This window comes from Saccharothrix sp., assembly GCF_031180885.1.
Taxonomy (GTDB): Bacteria; Actinomycetota; Actinomycetes; order Mycobacteriales; family Pseudonocardiaceae; genus Actinosynnema.
In genome coordinates, this window is record NZ_JAPSLK010000048.1 from 34,089 (window position 1) to 61,027 (window position 26,939).

Genomic DNA, 26,939 nt, shown 5'->3' on the forward strand with positions numbered 1-26,939 from the left:
GGGGGTCGCGCCCCCGCCGGTTTCTGCACATGCAAGTACATTCTTTGCCCGGCACGGTGGACGCCATGGCACTGGACCAGTACTTCCTGCTTGGCCGCTCGGGCCTGCGCGTCAGCCGCCTCGCGCGGGGCACCATGAACTTCGGCACCGGCGGCTTCCACGCCGCGTACGGGCGCACCGAGGACGAGGCCCGGCCGATCTTGCGGCGCTACCTCGACGCCGGCGGCAACTTCGTCGACACCGCGGACTTCTACACCGCGGGCGAGAGCGAGACCGTGCTCGGCGAGCTGATCGCCGAGGCCGGTGTGCGCGACCGGGTGGTGCTCACCACCAAGTTCACCAACAGCGTCGACCCCGGCGACCCGAACGCCGGCGGCAACGGCCGCAAGCACATGGTCCGGGCCTTGGAGGCGTCCCTGCGCCGCCTGGTGCGCAACTGGTCGTAGGTGCGCAGGTGGTCGAGGCAGAGGTCCAGGGCGGCCTCCAGGTGGCCCGCGGAACCCGTGGACAGCAGGATGGTCACCCCGCCCTGGATCGCCGCGATCAGCGCGCCGGACGCCCGGTGCGGGTCGATGCCGCGGCTGACCTCGCCGGACTCCTGCATCCGCTCGATCCCGACCCGGACGTGGTGCTGCCACTGGCCCAGCAGTTCCCGGGTGTTGCTGGTCCTCGATCACCCGGTCGGCCTTGATCGCATGGACAGGCGCGCGGAGTTGGGGGAGTTCCTGCGGTCCCGGAGGGCGCGGCTGCGGCCGGAGGAACTGGGGCTGGTCGACCACGGCGGTCGGCGGCGCGTGCCCGGCCCGCGCCGGGAGGAACCGGCCAGGTTGGCCGGGGTGAGCGTGGACCACTACGTCCGGCTGGAACAGGGCCGCACGCTGCACTTCTCCGCGACCGTGCTGGACGCGGTGGCCCGCGCCCTGCGCCTGGACCAGGCCCGCCACCCCGGCGACCCGCGCACCGCGGCGCTGGTGGCGGAGTTGTCGGCGGAGAGCCCGGAGTTCCGCGAGGTGTGGGCCGAGCACGGGCTCAAGGACAAGACCCACGGGCGCTACCGGTACCTGCACCCGGTGGTCGGCGAACTGGACCTGGGCCTCGAGAGCCTGCGCCTGCCCGACGAGCCCGACCAGGCCCTGATCGCGCACACCGTGGAGGACGGGTCTCCGTCCGAGACGAACCTGCGGCTGCCGGCCGCGTGGGCCCGGGAGGCGCTGCCGGTGACCTAGGGTCGGCCGCATGGACATGGTCGTCCCCCGGTACGGGGTGGGCACGCTGGCCGAGGTCGTTCCGTCGTTGCTGGCGGGGCTCGGTGTTCCGGGGATGACGGACGCGCTGGGGTTGGCGGGTCCGTCACGGGTGTGCTTGTTGCTGGTCGACGGGCTGGGCTGGGAGTTGCTGCGCGACCACGCCGACGATGCGCCGTTCCTGGCGTCGCTCGGTGACCGGAACCCCATCGAGGCCGGGTTCCCCGCGACGACCGCGACCAGCATCGCGTCCCTGGCGACGGCGATGGCCGGCGGGGACCACGGGGTCGTCGGGTACACGTTCGCGGTTCCGGGGCCGGACGGCGAGGAGTTGCTGAACGCCCTGCGCCGGCAGCGGCACGGGTCGGTCGACCCGGTGGACCTGCGGCCGGTGCTGGTGCCCGAGGAGGTGCAGCCGAGTCCGACGGCGCTGGAGCGGGCGGCGGCGGCCGGGGTGGACGTGCGGTTCGTGGTGCCGAGGGAGCAGGCGGGGAGCGGGTTGTCCCGCGCGGTGCTGCGCGGTGGGGCGTTCCAGCCGGTGCTCGGGTTGGGGGACCTGGTCAGCCAGGCGGTGCGGGCGTTGGCCGAGCGAGACCGGGCGTTCTGCTACGCCTACCACGCCGATCTGGACACGTTGGGGCACGTGTACGGGCCGGGCAGCGATCCGTGGCGGCGGTGGTGCGGACGGCGGTCGAGCCGTGGTTGAGCGGGTTGCCCGGGCACCACGGGTCGCTGACCCGGGCCGAACAACTCGTGCCGCTGCTGGTGTACCCTCGCTTTTGAACACGTTCAAAAGCTGGAGGAACCGTGAAGATCGTCATTCCGGGCGGTTCGGGGCACGTCGGGCGGTTCCTCGGGCGGGCGCTGGTCGAGGCCGGGCACGAGGTGGTGGTGCTCGGGCGGAGCAGTGGCGTGCGGTGGGACGGGCGGACGCTGGGGGCGTGGGCGGCGGAGGTGGACGGCGCGGATGCCGTGATCAACCTCGCCGGGCGGAGCGTGAGCTGTCGGTACACGCCGGAGAACCTGCGGGAGATGATGGCGTCCCGGGTCGACTCGGCGAGGGTCGTGGGCGAGGCCATCGCCGCTGCTGCCCGGCCGCCGAAGGTGTGGCTCCAGATGAGCACCGCGACCATCTACGCGCACCGGTTCGACGCGCCGAACGACGAGGCGACGGGCCTGATCGGCGGTGACGAGCCGGGAGTGCCCGATTACTGGGGCTACAGCGTGCAGATCGCGCGCAACTGGGAGGCCGAGCAGGAGCGGGCGGAGACGCCGGCGACGCGGAAGGTCGCTTTGCGGACGGCGATCGTGATGAGCACGGAACCGGGTGGTGCGTTCACCGTGTTGCGCGGGATGGCGCGGCTGGGGCTGGGTGGTCCGGTGGCTGGTGGGGCGCAGTACGTGTCGTGGATGCACGAGGAGGACTTCGTGCGGGCGGTGGAGTTCCTGCTGGAGAGCGACCTGGCGGGGGCGGTGAACCTGGCCGCGCCGGAGCCGTTGCCGCAGCGGGAGTTCATGCGGGAGTTGCGTGCGGCTTGCGGGGTGCCGTTCGGGCTGCCGGCGACCCGGTGGATGGCCGAGGTGGGGGCGTGGGCGATCCGGTCGGACACGGAGCTGCTGTTGAAGAGTCGTCGGGTCGTGCCCGGTCGGCTGCTGGAGGCGGGCTTCGAGTTCCGGTTCCGGACGTGGGCGGAGGCGGCGCGGGATCTCGTCAAGCGAGCAGGCCGTTGACGAAGGCGCGGAGGCCTTCGGTGTAGGTGTCCCGGGACGCCCGTAGCGGCCAACGGTCGCCGATCGCGGCCATGTGGGGGAGTTTCCGGGCGTCGAAGGTGAAGTCGATGTCCTGGTCCGGTGGGCGTACGCCGTGCGCGTGGCGGCGTGCCCGCGCCGGGGAGAACGGCGGGGCGGATCTCCAGGCAGACAAGAAAAAGCAGTGTCCGAGACGACATACACCGCGATCGCCACGTCCACCGCCGAAGGCCGCAACGGCGGGCGCGCCGTGTCCGACGACGCCCCGCTCGCCGATCCCGTCGAGCAGTTCGGCGAGCCGCTTGCGTTCACCCTCCCGACCGACCGACGCCACGCGGTCCATCCTCTCAGGACGGCCGCGCGGCGTCGGGTGAACGCGGTGCAGGTCACCGTGGCACGCGCGACCAGTCGGTGTCCGAAGCGAGGTGGAAACCGGGGTAGGAGGGTTGGTTGTAGCCGGTCTGCTGGCGGGCCACCTCGGCCCGGTACTGGCGGTCGTGCATCAACGTGTACAGCTTGTGGTGGGTGACCTCCGTGCTCGTGTAGAACCGCAGCGCGGAGCTGTCCGCCGTGCGCACGACCAGTTCTTCCCGCCAGTCGCCGAACACGTCCGCGATCAGTGACGCGTTGCCCTTGGTCCCGTTGTTCGCCCGGGTGCCCTCGGCGGTCAGGAGCCGACCCCGGCGCCAGTCGTCGATGGTCGGCGTCGCGTTCTGGGCGCCGTTGAGCACCTGGGTCGTCAGGTCCGCCGACCAGCGGATGCTCTGGTTGGTCCCCGGGATCTCCGTGGAGAGCTTCACCCCGGCCGCCGACCACAGACCCACCGCGCCCGCACCGCCCGGGACCGACGCCCACGTCTCCAGGCCCGGCACGTCCGGCCGGACATCGCCCACCATGCCCCGACCGGTGTCCACGCCCGTGTAAGCCCCGTAGCGCACGTCACCGGTCGCGGCGTCGCGCAGCGCGTAGCCGTAGGGCGCGAACCGGGCACCCTCGTGGACCATGTAGATCTCCAGCCCCGGACGTGCCGGGTCGATGTCGGTCACGTGGAGCGCGTCGCCGTGGCCCAGGCGTTCGCGCACGCCGGGGTTCCCGCTGCCGGGTGGCAAGATGGCGGACGAGCTGTAGCGGAGACTGCCGTCGTCGTCGATGGTGGCCGAGCCGTAGACGATCTCCTGCTTGCCGTCACCGTCCACATCGGACGCGCTGAGCGAGTGCGCGCCCTGGGTCGCCAGCGACCCGTAGACCGGGTCGGTGCCGTCGCGGTTGTGGACGTTGTCGTTGAACGGGTTGCTCATCGGCACCCACCCGCTGTCCACGAACCACTCCTCGCGCAGCCGGCGACCGTCCCACCGGTAGGCCACCAGGGTGGAACGCGTGTAGTAGCCCCGGGCGAACACGGCGGCCGGGTTGCGGCCGTCCAGGTAGGCGACGCCGGCGAGGAAGCGGTCGACGCGGTTGCCGGGCTCGATCCGGGGCAGCGCGTAGTCACCCCACATCAGCCCGTCGTCGTGCCGACCAGGCTTGTAGCGCACCGTTTCCAGCTCACGGCCGGTGAGTCCGTCGAACACGGTCAGGTACTCCGGGCCGTCCAGGACGAACCCGGCGAACGCGCGGAGGTTGTTGCGGGCGCTGCGACTCGGCGCGTACACGTCGAGGAAGTGGTCCGCCAGCGCCTCGGCGTCCGATGTGGACAGAGGGTAGGCGTACCTTGGCGGGATGCCGAAGGTCTGCTCCAAGGTCGCGGGCCACCGGCCGGACACCACTTCGGGATGCTCGTGCCAGCCGAGGAACATCTCCACGACGTGCCGGCGGTAGTCCGCCGCGCTCATCCGGTAGTCGTCCTGGTGGGAGTAACCGGCTTCGACGTCCTCGCGCGGCATCGTGACGTACCGCTCGGAGCCGTCCGGTGCCACGACCTTGCTGCCGGGTGCGGTCTTGAGCATCAGTTCGGCCCGGCCGTCGCGGTCGAAGTCGTAGACCAGGAACTGGGTGTAGTGCGCGCCGGCGCGGATGTTCACGCCCAAGTCGATGCGGTGCAACAACGTTCCGTCGAACCGGTAGGTGTCGAGGTGGACCGGGCCGGTGTAGCCGACCTGGCTGACGTCCTTGGAGTTGGACGGGTCCCACTTCACCACGTACTCGTAGCGCCCGTCGCCGTCCATGTCGCCGACGCTCACGTCGTTGGCGGAGTACGTGTAGGCCTCACCGGTCGGGGTCACGCCGTCCGGTGGCTTGCGCAGCGGCAGGTCATGAAAAGTGTTGTCCCACGGCGACACCCACCGGCTCGGCGCGCCCCGGCCCAGCGGCACGACCCGGTACCGGTCGCCGGGATCGGGATCGAGGTGGTTGGTGCTGCCGGTGACGGTCGCGATCCGCGTCCCGTCGCGGAAAACGGCGAACGCGGGGCCGGTCAAGCCGGTGGAGGTGTGCCCGGTGACCTCCTCGCGGAGCAGCCGCCAACTGAGGAAGACGCCGCCGGCCGTGCGTACCGCGACCAGGCCCCGGTCGAGCCGTTCGAGGTCCCGGGGGTGGGCGGTCGCCGGCGGGGTGCCGGCCAGGAGCAGTGCGATCACGAGGGTGAACACGCGGGTGGAGGACATGGCCGAAGAGAATGAACCGTTTCAAAGCGCAAGGCAAGACCAAGACCCATGCAAGTCAGCCAAACGGAACACGCACCTTGACGGCGTGACCTGGCCCACATACGGTGCTTGAACCGATTCAAAACGGAGGTGAGGTCATGGGGCGAGTGGCTCGCCGCGCGACGAGCGGTGTGCTGGTCGCGGTGTCCATGGGCGTCGCGGCGCTGGCCGGGTGTGGCGGCGACTCGGCCGACGGGCCGGTGACCCTGCGCTTCGTGTGGTGGGGCAACGAGGAACGCGCCAAGGTCACCCGGGCGGCGGTGGACGAGTTCCAGCGGCGCAACCCCGACGTGAAGGTGGAGACCGAGTACAGCGGCTACGACCCGTACTTCCAGAAGCTGTCCACCCAGGTCGCCGGCGGCGCGAGCCCCGACCTGCTCCAGCTCGACCGGCCCACGCTCGGCGAGTACGCCCGCCGCAACGTGCTGGCCGACCTCGACCAGTACGCGGGCAAGTCGTTGCGGCTGGACCGGATCAGCCCGAACCTGCTGGCGGGCGGCAAGGTCGACGGCAAGCAGTACGCCGTCGCGGCCGGCCAGACCACTCAGGCGCTGGTGCTGGACCCGGCGCTGTTCCAGGCCGCGGGCGTGAACGCGCCGACCGAGCCCGGCCAGAGCTGGACGTGGACCGAGTTCGCCGACGCCATGAACAAGATCGGCGCCGCGGGCGCGGTCGCGGGCACCACCGACTTCGGCTGGGCCATCGACTGGTTCGAGGTGTGGCTGCGCCAGCACGGCAAGCAGCTCTACACCGCCGACGGCAAGCTCGGCTTCGACGCCGCCGACCTCGAACGCTACTGGACCATGGTCGGCAAGCTGCGGCCCACCAAGGGCGTCACCGCGCCCGAGGTCACCACCAAGCAGGACGGCGGCCTGCAGAACTCGGGCCTGATCACCAAGCAGGCCGCCTCCGACGTCGGCTACGACTCCGCGCTCACCGGCTACTTCGCCACCTACGGCCAGAGCCTGAAGACCGCGCCCCTGCCCAGCGACAACGCCGCCGAGCCCGGCATGGCCGCCCTGCCGCCGGTGTCCTTCGCGGTCGGGCAGCGCTCCAAGCACAAGGACGCCGCGGTGAAGTTGCTGGACTTCCTGCTCAACGACCCCGAGGCGGGCAAGATCCTGGGCGCGGCCCGGGGCGTGCCGCCGAACGAGGACATCCGCGCCCAGGTCTGCGGCGCCGCGACCGGCGGCAACAAGCTGGTGTGCGACCACCAGGCCGCGCAGAAGGACAAGATGGGACCCGCGTTCGGCGCGTGGCCCACCGGTTCGTCGGCGATCAAGCGGGACTTCCAGCGCACCTACGACGACGTGATCTTCGACCGGGTCTCCGTGGGTGACGCGGCGCGGCGCGTGGTCCAGGACGCCCAGCAGTCCCTGGGGTCCTGACGCATGACCCAGTCAGTGCTCACCCGTCCACCACGCGCCGAAACCGTGCCCGCGCCACCGACCCCACGGCGGCGGCGCGGGCAAGGGGTGGCCTACCTGTTCCTGTCGCCGTGGATCCTCGGCGCGACGCTGCTGACCATCGGCCCGATGGTGGCCTCGCTGTACCTGTCGTTCACCGACTACGACCTGTTCAGCGCGCCCACCTGGGTCGGCTTCGACAACTACGCCACCCTGTTCACCGGGGACGAGCGGTTCTGGCACGCCGCCGGCGTCACGGCCCGGTACGTGCTGATCTCGGTGCCGCTCAAGCTCGGTGTCGCGCTGGCCGTGGCGATGCTGCTCAACCGGCCCCGCAAGGGCGTCGGGCTGTACCGGTCGGCGTTCTACGCGCCGTCGCTGCTGGGCGCGAGCGTGAGCGTCGCCCTGGTGTGGCGGGCGATGTTCTCCACCGACGGCACGGTGGACCGGGTTCTCGCCGCGGTCGGGCTGGACGTCGGCGGCTGGGTCGACCGGCCGGAACTGGCCCTGCTGACCCTGGTCGCGCTGGCGGTGTGGCAGTTCGGCGCGCCGATGGTGATCTTCCTGGCCGGGCTCAAGCAGGTGCCCCGCGAGCTGCACGAGGCGGCGGCGATCGACGGGGCGGGGCCGGTCCGGCGGTTCGCCGGCGTGACGCTGCCGCTGCTGACGCCGGTGATCCTGTTCAACCTGGTGCTGGAGACCATCCACGCGTTCCAGGCGTTCACCGGGGCGTTCGTGGTCAGCAGCGGGCGCGGCGGGCCGAGCGACTCGACCTTGCTCTACACGCTCTACCTGTACCAGCGCGGGTTCACCGACTTCCGCATGGGCTACGCGTCGGCGATGGCGTGGGTGCTGCTGGTGGTCGTGGCGGTGCTGACGGCTTTGGTGTTCCGCAGCGCGCGGCGGTGGGTCTTCTACGCGGGGGAGGACCGATGAGGCGCGTGGTGTGGCACGGCGGGGTCCTGGTCGTGCTGCTGGTGCTGCTGTACCCGTTGGTGTGGCTGGTGTCGACGTCGTTCAAGCCGGCGGCCGAGGTGGTCTCCACGCTGGCCCTGCTGCCGTCGAAACCCACGGTGGGCAACTACGCCGAGGTGGTCGACGGGGTCGGCGGGTACGGCGTGCTGCACTACTTCGGCAACTCGCTGCTCATCGCGGTCGGCGCGGTGGTGGGCAACGTCGTGTCGTGCTCGCTGGCCGCGTACGCGTTCGGGCGCCTGCACTTCCGGGGCCGGGGGCCGCTGTTCGGGTTCATGATGATCACGATCATGCTGCCGCACCACGTGGTGCTGATCCCGCAGTACGTGATCTTCCAGCAGCTCGGGATGGTGAACACGTTCTGGCCGTTGGTGCTGCCGAAGTTCCTGGCCACGGACGCGTTCTTCGTGTTCCTGATGGTGCAGTTCATCCGCACGCTACCCCGCGAACTCGACGAGGCCGCGACGCTGGACGGGTGCGGCCCGGTGGGGACGTTCCGGCACGTGATCCTGCCGTTGCTGCGTCCGGCGCTGATCACCACCGCGATCTTCACGTTCATCTGGACCTGGAACGACTTCTTCAGCCAGTTGATCTACTTGAACGACCCGGAGAAGTTCACCTTGCCGCTGGCGTTGCAGCTGTTCGTGGACCAGGCGACCGAGTCGGCGTTCGGGCCGATGTTCGCCATGTCGGTGCTCGCGCTGCTGCCGATCGGGCTGTTCTTCCTGGCGTTCCAGCGGTTCCTGGTGGACGGCGTGGCGACCTCGGGGTTGAAGGGATGACCGCGCGGACGCTGAGCCTGGCGGCCGAGGTGCTGCTGGTGGGAGTGCTGGTGTGTCTCGCCGCGCTGCCGGTGGTGACGTCGTTGGCGGCGGCGGGTGCGGGTTCCGTGCTGTTGCGGGAGCTGGTTCGGGAGGGGCGGACGCCGACGGTTCGACGGTTCCTGTCTTTGGTGGGCAAGGCTTTGCGTGATCCGGTGGCCGTGGTGGTGCCGGTGGTGGTGCTCGCGGTGGGCGTGCTGGACGTCTTGGCGGTGGTCGGTGGACTGCCCGGCGGGCGGGTGATCGGGCCGGTCATCGGGCTGGCGCTCGCCGCCGTCGTGATCGTGCTGCTGCGGGCGGCGGCGCGGTGGCGGCCCGGGGACCGGTGGGCGGCGCGGCTCGCCGAGCCCGTGCTGGACCCGGTGGGCAACCTGGCGTTGCTGGCCGCGCTCGTGGTGGCGGTGCTGGTGTGCGCGCAGGCGCCCGCGTTCGTGGTCGTGCTGCCGGGCCTGCTGGTGTTCGCGGCGGTGGCGGTGGAGGGCCGGTGAGGGTCGTGCTGGCGGGCGCGTCCGGGTACGGGCGCGGGTACCTGCGGGAGTTGGCCGGGCTGGAGGCGGCGGGGCGGGTCCGGCTCGTCGGGGTGTGCGAGGTGAACCCGGTCGACGCGGAGGGGCGGGAGCTGATCGGTGACCGGCCGATTCGCAGCGATCTCGGGGACCTGGTGGACGACGCGGACCTGGTGATCGTGTCCGTGCCGATGCACGCTCACCTCCCGATGGCGTTGCAGGCCCTGGATGCCGGCGCGTGTCTGCTCTTGGAGAAGCCGCCCACGACGACGTTGGACGACTGGCACCGGCTGGTCGCCCACGCGCGCGGGAAGGTGTGCCAGGTCGGGTTCCAGAGCCTGGGGTCCGGGGCGGTTCGCCGGGCGGCCGAGCTGGTCCGGTCCGGGGCGCTGGGGGAGGTGCGCGGGATCGGCGTGCGCGGGACCTGGTTGCGTGACGACGCCTACTACACGCGGGCGTCCTGGGCGGGTCGGCGGACGCTCGACGGGGTCCCGGTGGTCGACGGGGCGTTGACCAACCCGTTCGCGCACGCCATCGCCACCGCGTTGGCGCTGGACGGCAGCCAGGGCGTGGACGACGTCACCGACATCGAGCTGGAACTCTTGCGGGCCAGGGAGATCGAGGCAGATGACACGTCCTGCGTGCGGCTGGTGACGGCGCGCGGCACGCCCGTGGTGGTGGCGGCGACGCTGTGCGCGGAGGAGCCGGCGGAGCCCGTGCTGGTGGTGCACGGGAGTCGGGCGCGGGCGGAGGTGCACTACACCGAGCACCGGCTGGTGGTGGACGGGGTCGAGGAGCGGCACGGGTTCGTGACACCGCTGGAGAACCTGCTGGACCACGTGGAGCACGGGGTTCCGCTGTTCGCGCCGCTGGAGGCCAGTGGCGGGTTCACGCGCGTGCTGGAGGAGGTGCGGGTCGGCCCCGATCCGTTGCCGATCGACCCGGAGTGGTTGTGCCGCAAGGACGACGTGGTCCACGTCGTCGGGGTGGACGCGGCGGTGCGGCGGGCGGCGGAGGAACTGCGGACGTTCGCGGAGTTGGAGGTGCCCTGGTCGAGGTTGGGGCAGGTGGTGCGGCACAGCGTGGACGACGTGGAGCTGCCGTTGGTGGTTCGGCGGCCCGCGCTGCACCCCGTGCGGACCCTGGGCGGTGTGCTGGTCACGGGTGAGCACCCGGCGGACCACCCGTGGCACCGGGGGATCGGGTTGGCGTTGCCCGACGTGAACGGGGTCAACCTGTGGGGCGGGCGCAACTACGTGGCCGGCCAGGGGTATGTGCCCGGTGAGTTGGGGCTGGTCAGGGAGGTCGGGCCGGGCTCGCTGGAGTGGTGTGACGCCGGCGGCGGGGTGCTGCTGCGGGAACGGCGGTCGATCCGGGTCAAGGCGGTCGAAGGGGGCGTGGAGCTGGAGTGGTCCAGCGTGCTGACGGCCGTCGTCGATGTGGAGATCAACAGTCCGGGGAGCAAAGGGCGTGCGGGGGCGGGGTACGGGGGGTGGTTCTGGCGGCTGCCGGAGCTGGACCCGGGGCAGGTCGAGGTGTTCACCCGGTACGGCAGCGGGGAGGAAGAGGTCAACGGGACCCGGGCCGAGTGGCTGGCGGTGGTGGTCGACGGAGCCAGGCCGTGGACGGCGGTGGTGTCCGGCCCGGACGAGCCGTGGTTCGTGCGGGTGGGGCAGTACCAGGGGGTCGGGTCGGCGCTGGCCTGGGAGCGAGCCCGGGTCGTGGGCGCGGGACAGGACTTGCGGGTCGAGGTGCGGTTGGCGCTCTACGACGGGGTTCGGGCGCCCTGAGCTTTGGGGAGGTGGCGGGTGCGGAGGGTGTGCTTCGTGCTCCGGGTGCGGCCGGAGCGGGTCGAGGAGTACCGGGAGCGGCACCGGGAGGTGTGGCCGGAGATGCGGGAGGCGCTGCGGGAGTGCGGGTGGGGCAACTACAGCCTGTTCCTCGCCGATGACGGGCTCCTCGTCGGCTACCTGGAGACGCCCGATTGGGCGGCGGCGGTGGCGGGGATGGCCGAGCGCGAGGTCAATGGGCGGTGGCAGGCCGTGATGGCCGAGTTCTTCACCGACCTCGACGGCCGGGCGCCGGACGAGGCGATGCGGCCGCTGGCCGAAGTCTTCCACCTCGACTGAAGGAGACCAGAGTGGATGTCAAGACCGCGTTGGCGGGGCAGCGGATCGAGTTGCCGTCGTGGGCGTTCGGCAACTCCGGGACCCGGTTCAAGGTGTTCGCGCAACGGGGGGTGCCGCGCACCCCGCACGAGAAGATCGCGGACGCGGCCACCGTGCACCGGTTCACCGGGGTGGCCCCGACGGTGGCGTTGCACATCCCGTGGGACCGGGTGGCCGACTACGCGGAACTGACCAAGCACGCCGCCGACCTCGGCGTCGGCATCGGCGCGATCAACGCCAACGTCTTCCAGGACGACGACTACGTGTTGGGCAGCGTGTGCGCGCCCGACCCGCGCGTGCGCCGCAAGGCCGTCGACCACCTGCTGGAGTGCGTCGACATCATGGACGCCACCGGGTCGCGCGACCTGAAGCTGTGGTTCGCCGACGGCACCAACTACCCCGGCCAGGACTCCATCCGCGAACGTCAGGACCGGCTGGCGGAGGCGTTGGCCGAGGTGTACCGGCGGCTCGGCGACCACCAGCGGATCTTGTTGGAGTACAAGCTCTTCGAGCCGGCGTTCTACACCATGGACGTGCCGGACTGGGGCACGGCGTTCGCGCACTGCCTGGAGCTGGGGCCGCGGGCGCAGGTGGTCGTGGACACCGGGCACCACGCGCCGGGCACCAACATCGAGTTCATCGTGGCGGTGCTGCTGCGGGCGGGCCGGCTCGGCGGGTTCGACCTCAACTCGCGCTTCTACGCCGACGACGACCTGATGGCGGGCGCGGCGGACCCGTTCCAGCTGTTCCGGATCGTGCACGAGGTCGTCTCGGCGGGCGCGTTGGCCTCGGACGTGGCGCTGATGCTCGACCAGTGCCACAACGTCGAGCCGAAGATCCCCGGCCAGATCCGGTCGGTGATGAACGTCCAGGAGGCCACCGCGAAGGCGTTGCTGGTGGACTCGGAGGCCTTGGCCGCCGCCCAGCGGGCGGGTGACGTGTTGGGGGCGAACGCGGTGCTGATGGACGCCTACAACACCGATGTGCGGCCGTTGCTGGCCGAGGTGCGGGAGGAGATGGGGTTGCACCCCGATCCGATGCGGGCCTACGCGGCCTCGGGGTACGGCGAGCGGATCGCGGCCGAGCGGGTCGGCGGTCGGCAGGCGGGGTGGGGCGCGTGAACGACGTGGTCCGCGCCCTGCTGGCGCGCTCGCACTCCCACGGCGCCGATCCGTCGACCACGAACTACGCGGGCGGCAACACCTCGGCGAAGGGCGTCGACACCGACCCGGTGACCGGGCGGCCGGTGGAGTTGTTGTGGGTCAAGGGTTCCGGTGGCGACCTGGGGACGTTGACCGAGGACGGGCTGGCGGTGCTGCGGCTGGACCGGCTGCGCGACCTGGTGTCGACCTACCCCGGTGTGGACCGCGAGGACGAGATGGTCGCCGCGTTCGACTTCTGCCTGCACGGCCGGGGCGGGGCGGCACCGTCCATCGACACCGCGATGCACGGCCTGGTGGACGCCCCGCACGTCGACCACCTCCACCCGGACGCCGGCATCGCATTGGCCACCGCCGCCAACGGGGAAGCGCTGACCAAGGAGGTGTTCGGCGACCGGGTGTTGTGGGTGCCGTGGCGGCGTCCCGGGTTCCAGTTGGGGCTGGACATCGCTGCGTTGGCGCGGGAGAACCCGCAGGCGATCGGTGTGGTGCTGGGTGGGCACGGCATCACGGCGTGGGGCTCTACGTCGGACGAGTGCCGTGAGCGGTCGTTGGAGATCATCCGGCGGGCCGCGGAGTTCCTGGCGGCACGGGGGCGGCCGGAGCCGTTCGGCCCGGTGGTCCACCCTCCGTTGCCGGAGGCCTTGCGCAGGGAGCGGGCGGCGGCGCTGGCACCGGTGCTGCGGGGGCTGGTGTCGACGGATCAGCCGCAGGTCGGGCACTTCAACGACAGTGAGGTGGTGCTGGACTTCGTGTCCCGGGCCGAGCATCCCCGGCTGGCCGCGTTGGGGACGTCGTGCCCGGACCACTTCCTGCGCACCAAGGTTCGGCCGATGGTGGTCGACCTGCCTCCGGACGCGCCGCTTGAGGCGGTCGTGGGCCGCTTGAGGGAGTTGCACGCGGCTTACCGGGAGGAGTACCGGGCTTACTACGAGCGGCACACCGTTGTCGATTCGCCGCCGATGCGCGGGGCGGACCCGGCGGTGGTGTTGGTGCCGGGGGTCGGGATGTTCAGCTATGGCAAGGACAAGCAGACCGCGCGGGTGGCGGGGGAGTTCTACGTCAACGCGATCAACGTGATGCGCGGGGCGGAGTCGGTGTCGCGGTACGCACCCATCTCGGAGGCCGAGAAGTTCCGCATCGAGTACTGGGCGCTGGAAGAGGCCAAGCTGCGGCGGATGCCGAAGCCGGGCGCGTTGGCGACGCGGGTGGCGCTGGTGACCGGGGCCGGGTCGGGGATCGGGCGGGCGATCGCTGTGCGGTTGGCCGCCGAGGGTGCGTGTGTGGTGGTCGCGGACGTCAACGGGGAGGCGGCGGAGTCGGTCGCGGCGTCGTTGGGGCGGGACAAGGCGGCGGCGGTGGTGGTCGACGTGACCGACGAGGACGCGGTGGCGCGGGCGGTGGGGGAGGCGTGCCTGGCGTTCGGGGGTGTCGACCTGGTGGTGAACAACGCCGGTCTGTCGATCTCCAAGCCGTTGCTGGAGACGACCGCGCGTGACTGGGACCTCCAGCACGACGTGATGGCGCGGGGGTCGTTCCTGGTGGCCAAGCACGCCGCTCGCGCGATGGTGGCGCAGGGGATGGGCGGGGACATCGTGTACGTCGCATCCAAGAACTCGGTGTTCGCGGGGCCGAACAACGTGGCTTACGGGGCGGCGAAGGCTGATCAGGCGCACCAGGTGCGGTTGCTGGCGGCGGAGTTGGGTGAGCACGGGATCCGGGTCAACGGGATCAATCCGGACGGGGTGGTGCGCGGGTCCAAGATCTTCGCGGGTGGTTGGGGCGCGCAACGGGCCGCCGTGTACGGGGTGGCTGAGGAGGACTTGGGGACGTTCTACGCGCAGCGGACCTTGTTGAAGCAGGAGGTGTTGCCGGAGCACGTGGCCGGTGCGGTGGTGGCGTTGATGTCGTTGCGGCACACCACGGGCGCGCACGTTCCGGTGGACGGGGGCGTGCCAGGGGCGTTCTTGCGCTAGGAGGGTTCGTAGCGGTGGAGGGGTTGGGTGGCTCGGAGGAGCGCGCGCAGGTCGGCGAGGTCGCCTTCGATCGCGCCGATCGCGCGTGCCTGCACGAGGACGTTGCCCAGGGCTGCCGCCTCGACCGGGCCGGCCACGACCGGGAGGCCGCACACGTCGGCGGTGAGCTGGCACAGCAACGCGTTGCGCGCGCCGCCGCCGACCAGGTGGATGGTGGTGATTTCCTTGCCGGACAGGCGTTGCGCGTCGTGGAGGGCGTCGCGGTAGGCCAGTGCGAGGCTGTCCAGGACGCACCTGGTCACCTGGGCCGGGGTCGTGGGGACGCGCGTGCCCCGGCGGCGGCACTGCTCGGCGATGCGGTCGGGCATCGGGCCGCGGCGGCCGTCGTCGGGGGCCAGGAGTTCCGGGGCGTCCGGGTCGATGACCGAGGCGAACGGGGGTTGTTTCTCCGCTTCGGCCAGGAGGTCGGGCAGGGACGCGCCGCGCCACGCGCGCATGGACTCCTGCAACAGCCACAGGCCCATCACGTTGCGCAGGTAGCGGACCTTGCCGTCCACCCCGCCCTCGTTGGTGAACCCGGCCTCCCGGCTGCCTTCGGTGAGGACGGGTGCCGGTAGTTCCACGCCCACCAGGGACCAGGTGCCGCAGGAGATGTAGCCGAAGTTCTCGTCTGCCGCGGGCACACCGACGACGGCGGAGGCGGTGTCGTGCGAGCCCACGGCGGTGACCTGGACGGCGTTGAGGCCGGTTTCGGCTTGGACGGAAGGGAGGAGGGTGCCCCGGGGATCGCCCGGCTCGCACAGGGGTGGGAACAGGGTCGGGTCGATGTTCACAGCGGTCATGAGGTCGGTTGCCCAGTGGCCGGTGACGTGGAGGAGTTGGGTGGTGGTGGCGTTGGTGCGTTCGGCGGCGACGTGGCCGGTGAGCCACGCGGTGAGGAGGTCGGGGATGAGCAGGAGGCGGTGGGCGGCGGCCAGTTGCGGGGTGTCGCGGGCGGCGACGAGTTGGAAGAGGGTGTTGAACGGGAGCGGCTGGATGCCGGTGGCGGCGTAGAGGTCGGCGTGGTCGAACCGGTCGGAGATGCCGTTGGTGCGGGCGTCGCGGTAGTGGACGGGGTTGCCCAGGAGGGCGCCGGTGCGGTCGAGGAGTCCGAAGTCGACGGCCCACGAGTCGATCCCCACGCTGCGCAACGGTTCTCCGGCCTTGGCCAAGCCGTCGAGGACGCCCCGGTGGAGCGCGAGCACGTCCCAGTGGAGGGTCGGACCGAGCCGGACCGGCGTGTTGGGGAAGCGGTGCACCTCGGTGAGGTGCAGGTGGTCGGGGTCGACGTCGCCCACGACGACTCGTCCGCTCGATGCTCCCAGGTCGACTGCGGCGATTCTGGCCACGGGCACGCTCCGGGTCGTGAAACGTTTTAAGGCCTTCAGGGTGACAGGTGGCGCGGTGGTGGTCAATCACGCTGTGGGAGCGGTACCGGCAGGTAGAGTGGGTGGCCTTGGCACGATTCAGGTTGGAGGCGCGGTGGCATCGCCGGTCAGCATCAAGGACGTGGCGACGCGGGCGAAGGTCTCGGTGGGGACGGTCTCCAACGTGCTCAACCGCCCCGAGGTCGTCACTCCGGCCACCCGGGACCGCGTGCTCAGCGCCATCCGGGAACTCGGCTTCGTCCGCAACGACGCCGCCCGACAACTGCGCTCGGGCACGCCGCGCGCCATCGGCCTGGTGGTGCTGGACGTGGCGAACCCGTTCTTCACCGACGTGGCCCGGGGTGTGGAGGACACCGCCAGCGAGGCCGGGCACGCGGTGATCCTGTGCAACACCGACGAGTCGGCCCAACGCGAGGCCCGGCACGTGGAGCTGCTGGCCGAACAACGCGTCCACGGCGTGCTCATCACTCCCGTGGACCCCGGGGTGGTGGGGCGGCTGCGCGAACGCGGCCTTTCCGTGGTGCTGCTGGACCACCCGACCGACGAGCCCGACCTGTGCTCGGTCGCGGTCGACGACCGCGCGGGTGGGGAGTTGGCGGTGACCCACCTGTTGGCCGAGGGGTACGAGCGGATCGTGATGGTCAACGGGCCGTCGCACATCCACCAGCCCCGGCAACGGCACCGGGGGGCGTTGGACGCGGTGCGCAAGGCCGGTCGTCCGGCGGGGGTGCTGGAGGAGTTGAAGGTGCCCGGGCTCAACGTGGCTTGCGGGCAGCGGGCGGCGGAGCAGCTGCTGGCCCGGGCGGAGCGGCCGGACGCCGTCTTCTGCGCCAACGACCTGCTGGCGCTGGGGGTGTTGCAGGTGTTCGTGCGCGGGGGTGTGCGGGTGCCGGAGGACATCGCGATCGTGGGGTACGACGACATCGATTTCGCGGCGGCTGCGGCGGTTCCGTTGACGTCGGTGCGGCAGCCGCGCCAGCAGATCGGGCGGACGGCGGCGGAACTGGTGATCGCGGAGACCATGGAACCGGAGTCCCACGAACACCGCCACGTCCTCTTCACGCCGGAGTTGGTCGTCCGCGACTCCAGCCGCCGTCCCCGCCGCCGCCGCTCCCGCTGACCCCGCCGCTGCCGCCGCCGCTGCCCCCGCCGCCGCCCCCGCCGCCACCGCCGCCGCTGCCGCCGCTGCTGCCCCCGCCGCTGCCGCTGCCGCTGCCGCCGCCGCTGCCGCTGCCGCCGCCGCTGCCGCCGCTGCCGCCCCGCCGCCGCTCGCGCTGACCCCGCCGCCCCACCCTGCTCGCGCCGAACCCGCCGGCCCCCGTCGAGATCAGTGTGCGGCGGGTCGCGGAAAGCGCTTGCCTGGCTGACCTCGATGAATCGATTCAACCCTTGACCGCTCCTGGTGGGCGGTGCTGTCATGGTCGGCACCCGGGCATGTCCCGGTGCAGTTCTGGGAGCGCTCCCAGAAGTCGGACGGCTAAGGAGCAACGGTGCTCTCGATGATCCGAATGCGGGCGATCGCCGCCGCTACGGCGATCAGCGCGGCGACGGGTGGTCTGGTCGTGGTCGGGGTGGCCGCGGCCGCGCCCGGCTGCTCGGTCGACTACGTCGTGCAGAACAAGTGGCAGGGCGGGTTCTCCGCCAACGTCACGATCACCAACCTCGGCGACCCGGTGGACGGGTGGCGGTTGGCCTGGGCCTTCCCCGGCCCCGAGCGGTTCAGCCAGGGGTGGAACGCGACCTTCGTCGCGTCGGGTGCGGGGGTGACCGCGTCCAATGTGGACTGGAACCGGGCGATCCCGACCGGCGGGACGGCGTCCTTCGGCTTCAACGGCACGACCACCGGGACGGAAGTCGGTACTCCGGAGTCGTTCACGCTGAACGGCACGGTGTGCACGGGCGGGGTAACACCTACGACCACCACGACCACGACCACCACGGGTGGTCCTACCCCGGGCGATCCGACAGGGCGCAAGCAGGTGGAACGGCTCGACCGCGGCGTGGTGAGCGTCCGGTCCGGCACCGGAAACCTGGTCGGCTGGCGATTGCTGGCCGGCGACTCGCCAGGGGTGGGCTTCAACGTCTATCGGAGCGGGACGAAGGTCAACTCCTCCCCGATCACGGCCGCCACCAACTACCTGGACGCGAGCGGCCCGGCGGGCGCCACCTACACGGTGCGGGCGGTGGTCAACGGGGTTGAGCAGCCGGACTCGCGGGGGTCGCTGTCGTTCGGCGCGGGGTACCTCGACGTGCCGATCCAGCCGCCGGCCAGTGCCTACAGCGCGAACGACGCCAGTGTCGGGGACGCGGACGGCGACGGGCAGTACGAGATCTTCCTGAAGTGGTACCCCGACAACGCCAAGGACAACTCGCAGGCAGGCGTCACCGGCAACACCTACATGGACGCCTACCGCCTCGACGGCACCCGCCTGTGGCGCATCGACCTGGGCCGCAACATCCGGTCCGGGGCGCACTACACCCAGTTCCAGGTCTACGACTACGACGGCGACGGCCGGGCCGAGATCGCGATGAAGACCGCCGACGGCACGCGTGACGGCCGCGGCACCGTCATCGGCAACGCCAATGCGGACTACCGCAACGCCGACGGCTACATCCTGTCCGGCCCGGAGTTCCTGACCATGTTCGACGGCCTGACGGGCGCGGCTATGTCCACAGTGGACTACGACCCGCCACGGGGCAACGTCGCCTCGTGGGGTGACAGCTACGGCAACCGGGTCGACCGGTTCCTCGCCGGCACCGCCTACCTCGACGGGGCCCGCCCCAGCCTGATCATGGCGCGCGGCTACTACACGCGGGCGGTCATCGCGGCCTGGGACTTCCGGGACGGGCGGCTGGTCAAGCGGTGGACGTTCGACTCCAACGCCGCCGGCAACGGCACGTACGCGGGGCAGGGCAACCACTCGCTGACCATCGGCGACGTGGACGCGGACGGCCGTGACGAGATCGTCTACGGCGCGGCGACCATCGACGACACCGGGCGCGGGCTGTGGAACACCCGGTTCGGGCACGGGGACGCCGCCCACCTGGGCGACCTCGACCCGTCGCGGCCGGGCCTGGAGTACTACAAGGTCTCGGAGAGCTCCAACCAGCCGGGGTCGTGGTTCGCCGACGCCCGCACCGGCCAGGTCCTGTGGCAGACCGCTCCCGCGGGCGACAACGGTCGAGGGGTGTCCGCGGACGTGCACGCGGGCAGTCCGGGCGCGGAGTCGTGGTCCAGCGCGGACACCCAGTTGCGCAACACCCGCGGGCAGGCCGTGGGCCGCAAGCCGTCGTCGGCGAACTTCCTGCTCTGGTGGGACGGCGACCCGACCCGCGAGCTGCTCGACGGGACGCACGTCGACAAGTACGGGACCAGCGGGGACACCCGGTTGCTCACCGGCTCGGGCGTGCACTCGAACAACGGCACCAAGTCCAACCCGTCGCTGTCCGGTGACATCCTCGGTGACTGGCGCGAAGAGGTCATCTGGCCCACCACCGACAACCGCGCCCTGCGCATCTACTCGACCCCGAACCAGACCGACCGGCGCATCCCGACGTTGATGCACGACCCGATGTACCGGGTCGCGATCGCCTGGCAGAACACCGCGTACAACCAGCCGCCGCACCCGAGCTTCCACATCGGGAGCGGCATGGCGACCCCGCCCTGGCCGGACGTCCACTACGCCCGGTGACGACCGACCCGCGTGCGTCCCAGGGCGCACGCGGGTGTGGGCGTGATGGGTCACTCGATGGGCGGCGGCGGTTCGCTGGAGGCGGCGAAGGACCGGCCGACCCTCTAGGCCGACATCCCCTGACCCCGTGGAACACCACCGAGACGTGGTCGACGATCCAGGTGCCGACCCTGGTAGTGGGCGTCGAGAACGACAGCGTCGCCTCGGTCACCCGCCACTCCGAGCCGTTCTGCGCGAGCCTGCCCGCCACCCTGGACAAGGCGGCGCCCAGCGCGAACCGCTCGTCACGCCAGCTCTCCGCCGGGTACGGCCACACCGGCTTGCCCACGGCGTCGGCCGGCTCCCACGCGAACCGCGGCCACACGTGGGCGTGCAGCGGTGTTCCCGAGGATCTCCAGGTTCACCTGCCGGAACGCCGGATCCCGCCGTGCGCACACCCGCTCGACCGCCGCGCAGAGCACTGCCGATCCGGTCTTCCAGCCAGTGGCCGCTCGCACCTGTCCTTTGTGGATGGTCAGGTGCGCAGGTAGGACGCGCCGTTGAGGTCGAGGATGGTGCCCGAGGCCCATTCGGCTTCGGGGGAGGCGAGGTAGACGACCGCGGCGGCGATCTCTTCGGGTTTGGCGACCCGGTTGAACGGGCTCTGCTCGCGGACCGCGTCGTCGACCATGTGGGCCACGCGGTCGGTGCCGACGAAGCCGGGCGCCACGGCAGTCACCGCGATGCCGTGCGGGGCCAGGGCTACGGCCAGGGACTGGCTCATGGAGTGCAGGGCGGCCTTGCTCGCGCCGTAGGCGGGCATCTCGGGTTCGCCGCGGAACGCGCCGCGCGAGCCGACGTTGACGATGCGGCCGTGGATGCCGCGGTCGATCATGTGCTTGGCGACGCAGTAGGACATGTTGGCCGCGCCGAAGACGTTGACCTCGAACGTCCGCCGCCACAGCGACTGCCACTCCGCGTAGGACAGGTTCGCCAGGGTGCCCCACTCGACCAGGCCGGCGTTGTTGACCAGGACGTCGATCGAGCCGAGCGTGCCGACCGCGGTGTCCACGGCCCGTTCGACCGACGGCGGATCGGCCAGGTCGACGTCCGCCGAGGACAGCCCGACGACGTTGTCCCCGAGGTCCTTGAACGCCGAGGCGATGGCCGCTCCGATGCCCCGACTGCCTCCGGTGACCAGCACACCCCTGCTCATCCACGACCCCCTGCGGCTTTCACGGGAACTTCCCGGTACCGCAACCTAGATCGGCTTCGGCGCAAACTCAACCCGGGTCAGGTGCGAGGGGTGTAGGTCACGACCAACTGGGGGCGGGTGGTGTGTTCACGGCTGGTGAAGCGTTGTTCCGCGCCGTACGCGTTCTCACGATCGAGGGCCACCTGTACCGGGCGAGCGCGAAACTCGGCACCACGACCCGGGCGGAGTTGGCGGCCGTGCTCGGGCGACCACTCCGCGCGCCGCCGCCCGGTCGACAGGTCCCAGGCGACGACCCGGTTCTCCGAGTCCGCCACCTCGGCCAGGGTGAACGCCGGGCGGCCGGGCAGGACCGCAACGACGACTTGCCCACCCCCGACGGCCCCACCACGCACACCACGGGCGCGGTCCGGACGCGCTTGGCCAGCCGCTCGGCCGGCTCGTCGCGCCCGAAGAACAGGTCGGCGTCCCGCTCGTCGAACGGCCGCAGCGCGCGGAACGGCGGTTCCCGCTCGATCACGTCGGCCAGGGCCGGCCACGCGGACAGCAGGGTGTCCACGGTGATCATGTACCCGAGCTTGGGCGGCGCGCCGGAGACCCGGCGGACCACCATGCCGACCGCGGCGGCCAGGTCGGGCCCCCACACGGCGGTGCCGGAGAACCCGGCTTCCAGCTTCGCCTCCCGGCCGGGTTCGCGGTGGATCTCCACCCAGCCGGTCGCCACCGGCCCGGCGCGCCGGCCGTAGACCCAGCTCCCGATCTCCAGCCGGCGCGGGAACCCGACCATGACCAGATGGTCCGGGGTGAGCCCGCCGGACCGGGTGAGCTCGAGCGGCGCCGCGCCCTCGGGCGGCGGGTCGGGCAGCTCCAGACCGGCGATGTCCCCGCCCATGTCGTCGCCGACGGGCACCCAGGCGGCGATCCGGGCGGGCTGCCGCCGTCCGGGGGTCAGCAGCGGGAAGTCGACCTGGACCGGACCGTCCGGCCGGGGGCCGGTGTCGGGCACGTCCAGGGCGGTGGCGACGACGTGGGCGGCGGTCAGGACGTGGCGGGGTCCGGCGAGGAAACCGGCGCCGACCGGCGTGTCGTCCCGCCAGACGCGCACCAGCGCGCTTTCGAGCGGAATCCGGTCCGACCCCGTCCATCGCCCCCGGGCGGTCGCGGTCGGGTCAGGGTAGCCCGTCTCACCAGTACTGGTGCCGGGTCCCGTCGGTGTCGGCGACGAAGACGACCGCGTCGGCGCCGGCCAGGTCGGCCGGGTCGAGCGGGAGGTGGCCGGGCACGATCGGCTCGCCCTTGCGGGTCTCGGCGGGCAGCGCTTCGCGCAGTTCCGCGGTGGGGAACAGGGTCCGGCGGGTGGTCGCTTCGGCCAGGGCGTGCTGGAGGGTGCCCGGTTCGCTGCGCGGGTTGGCGTCGGTGACCACGACCGCGTAGCGCTCGCCGAGGGTGAGCGCGACCAGCGCGCCGGCGCTGGACCAGGTCGCGGCGTGCGGGCCGAACTCCATGGTGGACGTGGTGCGGAGCAGGTGGACGTTGTGGGCGAACACCAGGGTCGGTCCGCGGTGCTGCTCGCGGTCGACGATGGTGAGCAGGTTGTCGGCCATCATCTCGGCGCGCACGGACAACAGGGTGGCGATCCGGTCGGGCGACGGACTGGCCATGGCGGCGTGGTAGCGCAGCAGACCCTGGGCGGTGCGGGCGTGGGCGACGGCGAGGTCGTGGCTCTCGGCGTCGGCGGGGCGAAGGGTGGGGGCCGCGCGGCGCAGGGCACTGGCGAGGTCGTCGGCGACGATCCGCAGGGCGGCTACGCGGTCTTCGGCGCCGATGGACTTGGTCGGGTCGTACATGGCCTCCGGGTTCGTCCAGTCGGCGTCGTCGCCGAGCAGTGCGTCGAGGTCCTGGGCGGGGTGCAGGGCCGGTGGCAGGTGGTCGAGGACCGCGGACAGGGCGTGGCGGGGGCTGGGTGCGGCGGCGGTCTCCAGGGGTGCGTCGAAGCCGTAGAAGTGGACGCGGTCGTGCGGCGGGCGGTCGGCGTTGTGGGCGCGGAGCCATTCGACGAGTTGCCGGTTGCCGGGGACGTGGCCGAAGCGGTGGCTGAACCCGGTGTCGAGGACGGTGTCGATGTCGGTCGTGCCGCCGTTGACGTGGTCGTCGACGAGGGAGGCGGCGAAGAAGTCGATCTCCAGGGCGATGGAGCGAAAGCCGCGGTCGACCAGGTGGGCGAGGAGTTCGTTGCGCAGCAACGGGAACGCCTCGATGCCGTGGGTCGGCTCGCCGAGCGCCAGCACCGCGGGCGGCACCGTTCGCGCGGCCAGCAGGTCGTCGAGTTGGCGGCTGATCGAGCGCAGTGGTGCGGCAGTGGACACGGGGACCCCTTTCGAAAGGTGTTGGGGTCCACGCTATCGTTGAAGGATCGAGTGAAACTTCTGCTCGTTTTAGCTGGTAGTTCGGCTGAAAACCTTCAAACGGAGGTGCACGCTGCGGCCCGTCGACCTGGCCCGGGAGCACGGCCTGTCCGCCCAGGCCGTCCGCAACTACGAGGACGCGGGTGCGCTGCCGCCGGCCGAGCGTTCCGAGACCGGTTACCGCCGCTACACGGCCGTGCAAGCCCAGGCTTTGCGGGCTTTTCTGGCGTTGCGCGGCGGTCACGGGCACCAGCAGGCGCTGGAGATCATGCGGGCGACGAACCGGGGTGACGTCGAGTCCGCGTACCGGCTCATCGACGCCGCGCATGTCGCGTTGATGGACGAACGCGCCACCCGAACCGAGGTCGCCACGGCCTTGGGCAGCCTGTCCGAGTCCCCTCCGGTCCCGGCCCGCCCGCTGACCGTGGGGGAACTCGCGCGACGGCTCGACGTGCACCCGGCGACCCTGCGGACGTGGGAGGCGGCGGGCATCCTGCACCCCGAGCGGGACAGGTCTACCGGCTACCGTCTTTATTCGTCGGACTGCGTGCGTGACGCCGAGATCGCCCGGCAGTTGCGCCGTGGTGGGTACCGGCTGCACCAGGTGGCGCAGTTCCTGGAGGCCTTGCGCGAGGCGGGCGGGCCGGCCGCGTTGAGCACGTTCGTGGCGTCCTGGCAGGACCGCCTGACCAGGCGCAGCCGCAACCTGCTGGCCGGTGCGGCGCAGTTGGACGCCTACTTGACCTTGTTGGACCAGGCAGGATGAGGTGCTCGGCCCAGGGCGTTAGGCTGGGTTTGTGACGATCATTACGCCGCTTGGGTTACGCGGAGGGGAACCGATCGTGACATTTTGCGTCTGAGCGTGGAAGACGCCTGGTTGTTGTCGGAGGGTGGCCGTGGCGGGCCGCTGTGGGGGAGTGGCACGGTGACGGGGACGAACGATCTGGTGGTCCAGCCGGACGCGGCGGCGGGTGGGGTGTTCAACGCCGGTACCGGTGACAACGGGTGGGCCACGGGCATTTCCATCGCGGAGTCGGCGATGGACACGTTCAACGGGATCAAGGACGGCAACTGGATCGAGGCCGGTCTGGGGATGGTCGGCCTGGCCGCGGATGCCGCGGCGATGGCGATCGACCCGTTCGGGACGTTGATGTCGTCGGCGGCGTCGTTCTTGATGGAGCACGTCCAGCCGTTGAAGGACATGCTGGACTGGCTGGCGGGGAATCCGCCCGTGATCGAGTCGTACGCGGCGACCTGGGGGAAGGTTTCCGAGGAACTGGGGTCGATCGCCGAGGACTACAAGGCGGCGGTGGCCAAGGGTACGGCGGGTTGGGGTGGTGCGGCGGCTTCGCGGTACCTGACCAACGCTTCGGCGCACGGTGACGCCCTGACCGGTGCGGCGTCGGCGGCGGGGACGGTCGGCACGGTTGTCGGGATGATGGGCATGGTGGTCGGGTTCGTGCGCGAGATGGTGCGCGACCTGATCGCGGATCTGGTGGGGAAGCTCATCGCCTGGGTGTTGGAGGCGGTGTTCTCGCTGGGTTTCGGGACGCCGGTGATCGTCGCGCAGGCGGTGACGGCGATTTCGAAGTGGGCCGCGAAGATCGCGAAGATCATCCAGGATTTGTTGGACACCATCAAGAAGGTCTCGCCGATGCTGAAGCGTCTGGTCGAGGTGTTCGAGAAGGTGATGAAGGTCCTGGGCAAGATCGCCGGCAAGGCGACCGGGTTGGACGTGCTGGACCCGAAGAACATCAAGAAGGGCGGCTTCCTCCAGACGGGGAAGTCCAATGTGGACACCCCGAACGGCTCCACCGGCAACGGCTCTGGCTCTGGTGACGGCAACGGCTCCGGCGACGGTGACGGCAACGGTTCGGGCGACGGCAACTCCGATACCCCCGGCTCGAACTCTCCCGGCTCGGACTCCCCGGGTTCGAACACTCCGGGCTCGAACTCTCCCGGCTCGTCCAGGCCGAACGACACCACCGGCACGTCCAGCGCCTCCGCACCCACGGTGGATCGCCCGCGTTCCGGCGACCCGGCGGACCTACCTCCCAGCTCTCCGCGTCCGGGCCGCAACCCGGACTCCAACCCGGACAGCGGGACTCCGATGCCCGGCCAGGGCAACCCGCGCCCCGGCGGCCCTGTAGGCGAGAACCGCGGTGGTCCCGGCGGCAACACTCCCGTCGGTGAGCACCGCGGCGGCCCGGCCGGCAACTCTCCGGTCGGTGAGCACCGCGGTGGCCCGGGTGGCAACTCTCCGATCGGTGAGCACCGTGGTGGCCCCGGCGGCAACTCTCCGATTGGTGAACACCGTGGTGGCCCCGGCGGCCAGCCTGCGCCTGGTGGGCACAGCGGTGGTCCGGGTGGGCAGTCTGCGCCTGGTGGGTACAGCGGCGGGGGCACCCCTGGTGGCGGCGGCCCGGGCGGCGGTGGCAACTCGCCGAGCGGTCCTGCGCCGACCCGCTACGACCAGACTTCGGCCGCGTCGGCCACTCCTCAGGCACCCGCACGTCCCGACCAGCCGTACTCGCCCGCCAACCCTGGTCCGCACACTCCCAACCCGACTGGTGGGGCACCGACCGGCGCTCCGGCCGGCGGTATGCCCGGCGGCGGCACTCCCGGTGGCTCGCCCAGTGGTGGCGCACCCGGCGGCGGCGCCGGCCCGCGCCCTGGTGGCGGCGGGTGGACGGGCACTCCCGGCAGTCGCGGCGACCTGGGCTCCAGCGTCCCCCACGCCCGGACCCCAGAACCTCCCCGCCCCTCGGCCACGCCCAACCACACCACCCCCAGCCATGCCGGCCCAAGCCACCCTCACCCCGCCCCGAGCCACGCCGGCCCCACCCACACGAGCCCCAGCCACGCAGGCCCAGCACACGCAGGCCCAGCACACGCAGGCCCAGCACACGCAGGCCCAACACCCCACGGCCCGAACCACCCCGGCCCGGCGAACCACACCCCCGGCCGCCCGAACCCCGGCCCCGCAGGCCCAACCCACCACGGCCCCACGCCAGGCCCGAGCCACAACGCCCCCAACAACACCCCCGGCGCGCCCCACCACGGCCCCAACACCCCCGGCGCACCCCACAACCGCCCCGGCCCGGTCCACAACGGGCCACCCCACGCCGGCCCCAACACCCCAGGCCGCCCGGACGCCCCGCACACCCCGGGCCGCCCTGACGCGCCCAACTCGCCGAGCCGCCCAGACGCGCCGCACGCACCGAACCGTCCCAACGCGCCCCACGACGCCAGGCCGTGGACGCCCCCGCACCGGGACACCGACCCGTCGCCCACCCACGCCGACCCACACAAGCCCAATCCGGACAGCAACACCCCGGACAGCAACACCCCGGACCGCGGCAACCCCGACCGCGGCAACCCCGACCGCGGCAACCCGGACAATCCCGACAACCCGAACACCCCGGACGGCAGCCCCAACCAGCACGACCCCGACCGTCCCGACATCGACGAGGCGCACGCCCGGCACGGCGAGACCACCCCGTCCGGCATCTCCCACCACCGCGGCGACCCGGACATGGGCGACCTGCCCCACCGCGTCCCCCACGACCCCCGCTA

21 protein-coding genes and 1 pseudogene are annotated in these 26,939 nt (G+C 71.7%); 16 read left to right on the plus strand and 6 right to left on the minus strand.

Going from position 1 to position 26,939, the window contains the following annotated elements:
- Positions 1-65: 65 nt before the first annotated feature.
- The 4 genes from RIN75_RS34145 (at position 66) to RIN75_RS34160 (ending at position 2,975) form a co-directional block, all read left to right on the plus strand.
- A complete protein-coding gene (locus tag RIN75_RS34145; protein ID WP_309116212.1) occupies positions 66-446 on the plus strand; it encodes an aldo/keto reductase in 381 nt (126 codons plus the stop codon).
- A gap of 69 nt (positions 447-515) precedes the next feature.
- Positions 516-1,226, plus strand: coding sequence for a helix-turn-helix transcriptional regulator (locus RIN75_RS34150; RefSeq protein ID WP_309116213.1), 711 nt, complete (start codon positions 516-518; stop codon positions 1,224-1,226).
- Between the two features lie 10 nt (positions 1,227-1,236).
- On the plus strand, positions 1,237-1,950 hold the full coding sequence (locus RIN75_RS34155) for an alkaline phosphatase family protein (protein WP_309116214.1): 714 nt from the start codon (positions 1,237-1,239) through the stop codon (positions 1,948-1,950).
- 101 nt (positions 1,951-2,051) lie between these two features.
- Positions 2,052-2,975, plus strand: a complete 924-nt coding sequence (locus RIN75_RS34160) for a TIGR01777 family oxidoreductase (RefSeq protein ID WP_309116215.1) — start codon at positions 2,052-2,054, stop codon at positions 2,973-2,975.
- Here the strand turns inward: RIN75_RS34160 and RIN75_RS34165 are convergent.
- A complete protein-coding gene (locus RIN75_RS34165) occupies positions 2,956-3,336 on the minus strand; it encodes a hypothetical protein (protein ID WP_309116216.1) in 381 nt (126 codons plus the stop codon). The two genes, RIN75_RS34160 and RIN75_RS34165, sit on opposite strands and share 20 nt — an antisense overlap.
- A gap of 43 nt (positions 3,337-3,379) precedes the next feature.
- Positions 3,380-5,596 (minus strand): rhamnogalacturonan lyase, encoded by a 2,217-nt coding sequence (locus RIN75_RS34170; protein ID WP_309116217.1) that lies wholly within the window; start codon positions 5,594-5,596, stop codon positions 3,380-3,382.
- Between the two features lie 137 nt (positions 5,597-5,733).
- On the opposite strand from RIN75_RS34170, the gene RIN75_RS34175 reads away from it, so the two are divergent.
- Genes RIN75_RS34175 through RIN75_RS34210 form a run of 8 tightly spaced genes read left to right on the plus strand, consistent with a single transcriptional unit; the run spans position 5,734 to position 14,647 of the window.
- The gene (locus RIN75_RS34175) at positions 5,734-7,023 is read left to right on the plus strand and encodes an extracellular solute-binding protein (protein ID WP_309116218.1); all 1,290 of its coding nucleotides are present in this window, start codon (positions 5,734-5,736) and stop codon (positions 7,021-7,023) included.
- Positions 7,024-7,026: 3 nt separating this feature from the next.
- Positions 7,027-7,977, plus strand: coding sequence for a sugar ABC transporter permease (locus RIN75_RS34180; RefSeq protein ID WP_309116219.1), 951 nt, complete (start codon positions 7,027-7,029; stop codon positions 7,975-7,977).
- Positions 7,974-8,798, plus strand: a complete 825-nt coding sequence (locus RIN75_RS34185; protein WP_309116220.1) for a carbohydrate ABC transporter permease — start codon at positions 7,974-7,976, stop codon at positions 8,796-8,798. Before RIN75_RS34180 ends, RIN75_RS34185 begins: the two co-directional genes overlap by 4 nt.
- Complete coding sequence (locus RIN75_RS34190; RefSeq protein WP_309116221.1) at positions 8,795-9,325, plus strand: hypothetical protein; 531 nt, start codon at positions 8,795-8,797, stop codon at positions 9,323-9,325. The genes RIN75_RS34185 and RIN75_RS34190 overlap by 4 nt, the downstream gene beginning before the upstream one ends.
- A complete protein-coding gene (locus RIN75_RS34195; protein WP_309116222.1) occupies positions 9,322-11,133 on the plus strand; it encodes a DUF6807 family protein in 1,812 nt (603 codons plus the stop codon). The genes RIN75_RS34190 and RIN75_RS34195 overlap by 4 nt, the downstream gene beginning before the upstream one ends.
- An 18-nt stretch (positions 11,134-11,151) precedes the next feature.
- Positions 11,152-11,472, plus strand: a complete 321-nt coding sequence (locus RIN75_RS34200) for an L-rhamnose mutarotase (RefSeq protein WP_309116223.1) — start codon at positions 11,152-11,154, stop codon at positions 11,470-11,472.
- Between the two features lie 11 nt (positions 11,473-11,483).
- Positions 11,484-12,632, plus strand: a complete 1,149-nt coding sequence (rhaI, locus tag RIN75_RS34205) for an L-rhamnose isomerase (RefSeq protein ID WP_309116224.1) — start codon at positions 11,484-11,486, stop codon at positions 12,630-12,632.
- Complete coding sequence (locus RIN75_RS34210) at positions 12,629-14,647, plus strand: bifunctional aldolase/short-chain dehydrogenase (protein ID WP_309116225.1); 2,019 nt, start codon at positions 12,629-12,631, stop codon at positions 14,645-14,647. The genes rhaI and RIN75_RS34210 overlap by 4 nt, the downstream gene beginning before the upstream one ends.
- Here the strand turns inward: RIN75_RS34210 and RIN75_RS34215 are convergent.
- A complete protein-coding gene (locus RIN75_RS34215; RefSeq protein ID WP_309116231.1) occupies positions 14,644-16,026 on the minus strand; it encodes a rhamnulokinase family protein in 1,383 nt (460 codons plus the stop codon). The two genes, RIN75_RS34210 and RIN75_RS34215, sit on opposite strands and share 4 nt — an antisense overlap.
- Before the next feature lie 142 nt (positions 16,027-16,168).
- On the opposite strand from RIN75_RS34215, the gene RIN75_RS34220 reads away from it, so the two are divergent.
- Positions 16,169-17,194, plus strand: coding sequence for a substrate-binding domain-containing protein (locus RIN75_RS34220; protein WP_309116226.1), 1,026 nt, complete (start codon positions 16,169-16,171; stop codon positions 17,192-17,194).
- A 379-nt stretch (positions 17,195-17,573) separates the two neighbouring features.
- Positions 17,574-19,766 (plus strand): cellulose binding domain-containing protein, encoded by a 2,193-nt coding sequence (locus RIN75_RS34225; protein ID WP_309116227.1) that lies wholly within the window; start codon positions 17,574-17,576, stop codon positions 19,764-19,766.
- Between the two features lie 514 nt (positions 19,767-20,280).
- Here RIN75_RS34225 and RIN75_RS34235 read toward each other — a convergent pair.
- The 3 genes from RIN75_RS34235 to RIN75_RS34245 all read right to left on the minus strand — a co-directional run bounded on the left by RIN75_RS34235 (position 20,281) and on the right by RIN75_RS34245 (position 23,324).
- Positions 20,281-20,961: an SDR family oxidoreductase gene (locus tag RIN75_RS34235; RefSeq protein ID WP_309116228.1), complete on the minus strand. Its 681-nt coding sequence runs from the start codon at positions 20,959-20,961 to the stop codon at positions 20,281-20,283.
- Positions 20,962-21,058: 97 nt separating this feature from the next.
- Positions 21,059-22,063, minus strand: a complete 1,005-nt coding sequence (locus RIN75_RS34240) for a trypsin-like peptidase domain-containing protein (protein ID WP_309116229.1) — start codon at positions 22,061-22,063, stop codon at positions 21,059-21,061.
- A 79-nt stretch (positions 22,064-22,142) separates the two neighbouring features.
- The gene (locus RIN75_RS34245) at positions 22,143-23,324 is read right to left on the minus strand and encodes an erythromycin esterase family protein (RefSeq protein ID WP_309116230.1); all 1,182 of its coding nucleotides are present in this window, start codon (positions 23,322-23,324) and stop codon (positions 22,143-22,145) included.
- Between the two features lie 112 nt (positions 23,325-23,436).
- On the opposite strand from RIN75_RS34245, the gene RIN75_RS34250 reads away from it, so the two are divergent.
- Both RIN75_RS34250 and RIN75_RS34255 read left to right on the plus strand, forming a co-directional pair.
- On the plus strand, positions 23,437-24,129 hold the full coding sequence (locus RIN75_RS34250; RefSeq protein WP_309116232.1) for a MerR family transcriptional regulator: 693 nt from the start codon (positions 23,437-23,439) through the stop codon (positions 24,127-24,129).
- A gap of 159 nt (positions 24,130-24,288) precedes the next feature.
- Positions 24,289-26,939 (plus strand): annotated as a pseudogene (locus tag RIN75_RS34255) (hypothetical protein); the annotation flags it as partial.

Bases quoted from the DNA above. Each gene is read 5' to 3' on its own strand.
- RIN75_RS34145 (WP_309116212.1), top strand. From the start codon at position 66: ATGGCACTGGACCAGTACTTCCTGCTTGGCCGCTCGGGCCTGCGCGTC.
- RIN75_RS34150 (WP_309116213.1), top strand. From the start codon at position 516: ATGGTCACCCCGCCCTGGATCGCCGCGATCAGCGCGCCGGACGCCCGG.
- RIN75_RS34155 (WP_309116214.1), top strand. From the start codon at position 1,237: ATGGACATGGTCGTCCCCCGGTACGGGGTGGGCACGCTGGCCGAGGTC.
- RIN75_RS34165 (WP_309116216.1), bottom strand. From the start codon at position 3,336: ATGGACCGCGTGGCGTCGGTCGGTCGGGAGGGTGAACGCAAGCGGCTC.
- RIN75_RS34170 (WP_309116217.1), bottom strand. From the start codon at position 5,596: ATGTCCTCCACCCGCGTGTTCACCCTCGTGATCGCACTGCTCCTGGCC.
- RIN75_RS34175 (WP_309116218.1), top strand. From the start codon at position 5,734: ATGGGGCGAGTGGCTCGCCGCGCGACGAGCGGTGTGCTGGTCGCGGTG.
- RIN75_RS34180 (WP_309116219.1), top strand. From the start codon at position 7,027: ATGACCCAGTCAGTGCTCACCCGTCCACCACGCGCCGAAACCGTGCCC.
- RIN75_RS34185 (WP_309116220.1), top strand. From the start codon at position 7,974: ATGAGGCGCGTGGTGTGGCACGGCGGGGTCCTGGTCGTGCTGCTGGTG.
- RIN75_RS34190 (WP_309116221.1), top strand. From the start codon at position 8,795: ATGACCGCGCGGACGCTGAGCCTGGCGGCCGAGGTGCTGCTGGTGGGA.
- RIN75_RS34225 (WP_309116227.1), top strand. From the start codon at position 17,574: ATGATCCGAATGCGGGCGATCGCCGCCGCTACGGCGATCAGCGCGGCG.
- RIN75_RS34235 (WP_309116228.1), bottom strand. From the start codon at position 20,961: ATGAGCAGGGGTGTGCTGGTCACCGGAGGCAGTCGGGGCATCGGAGCG.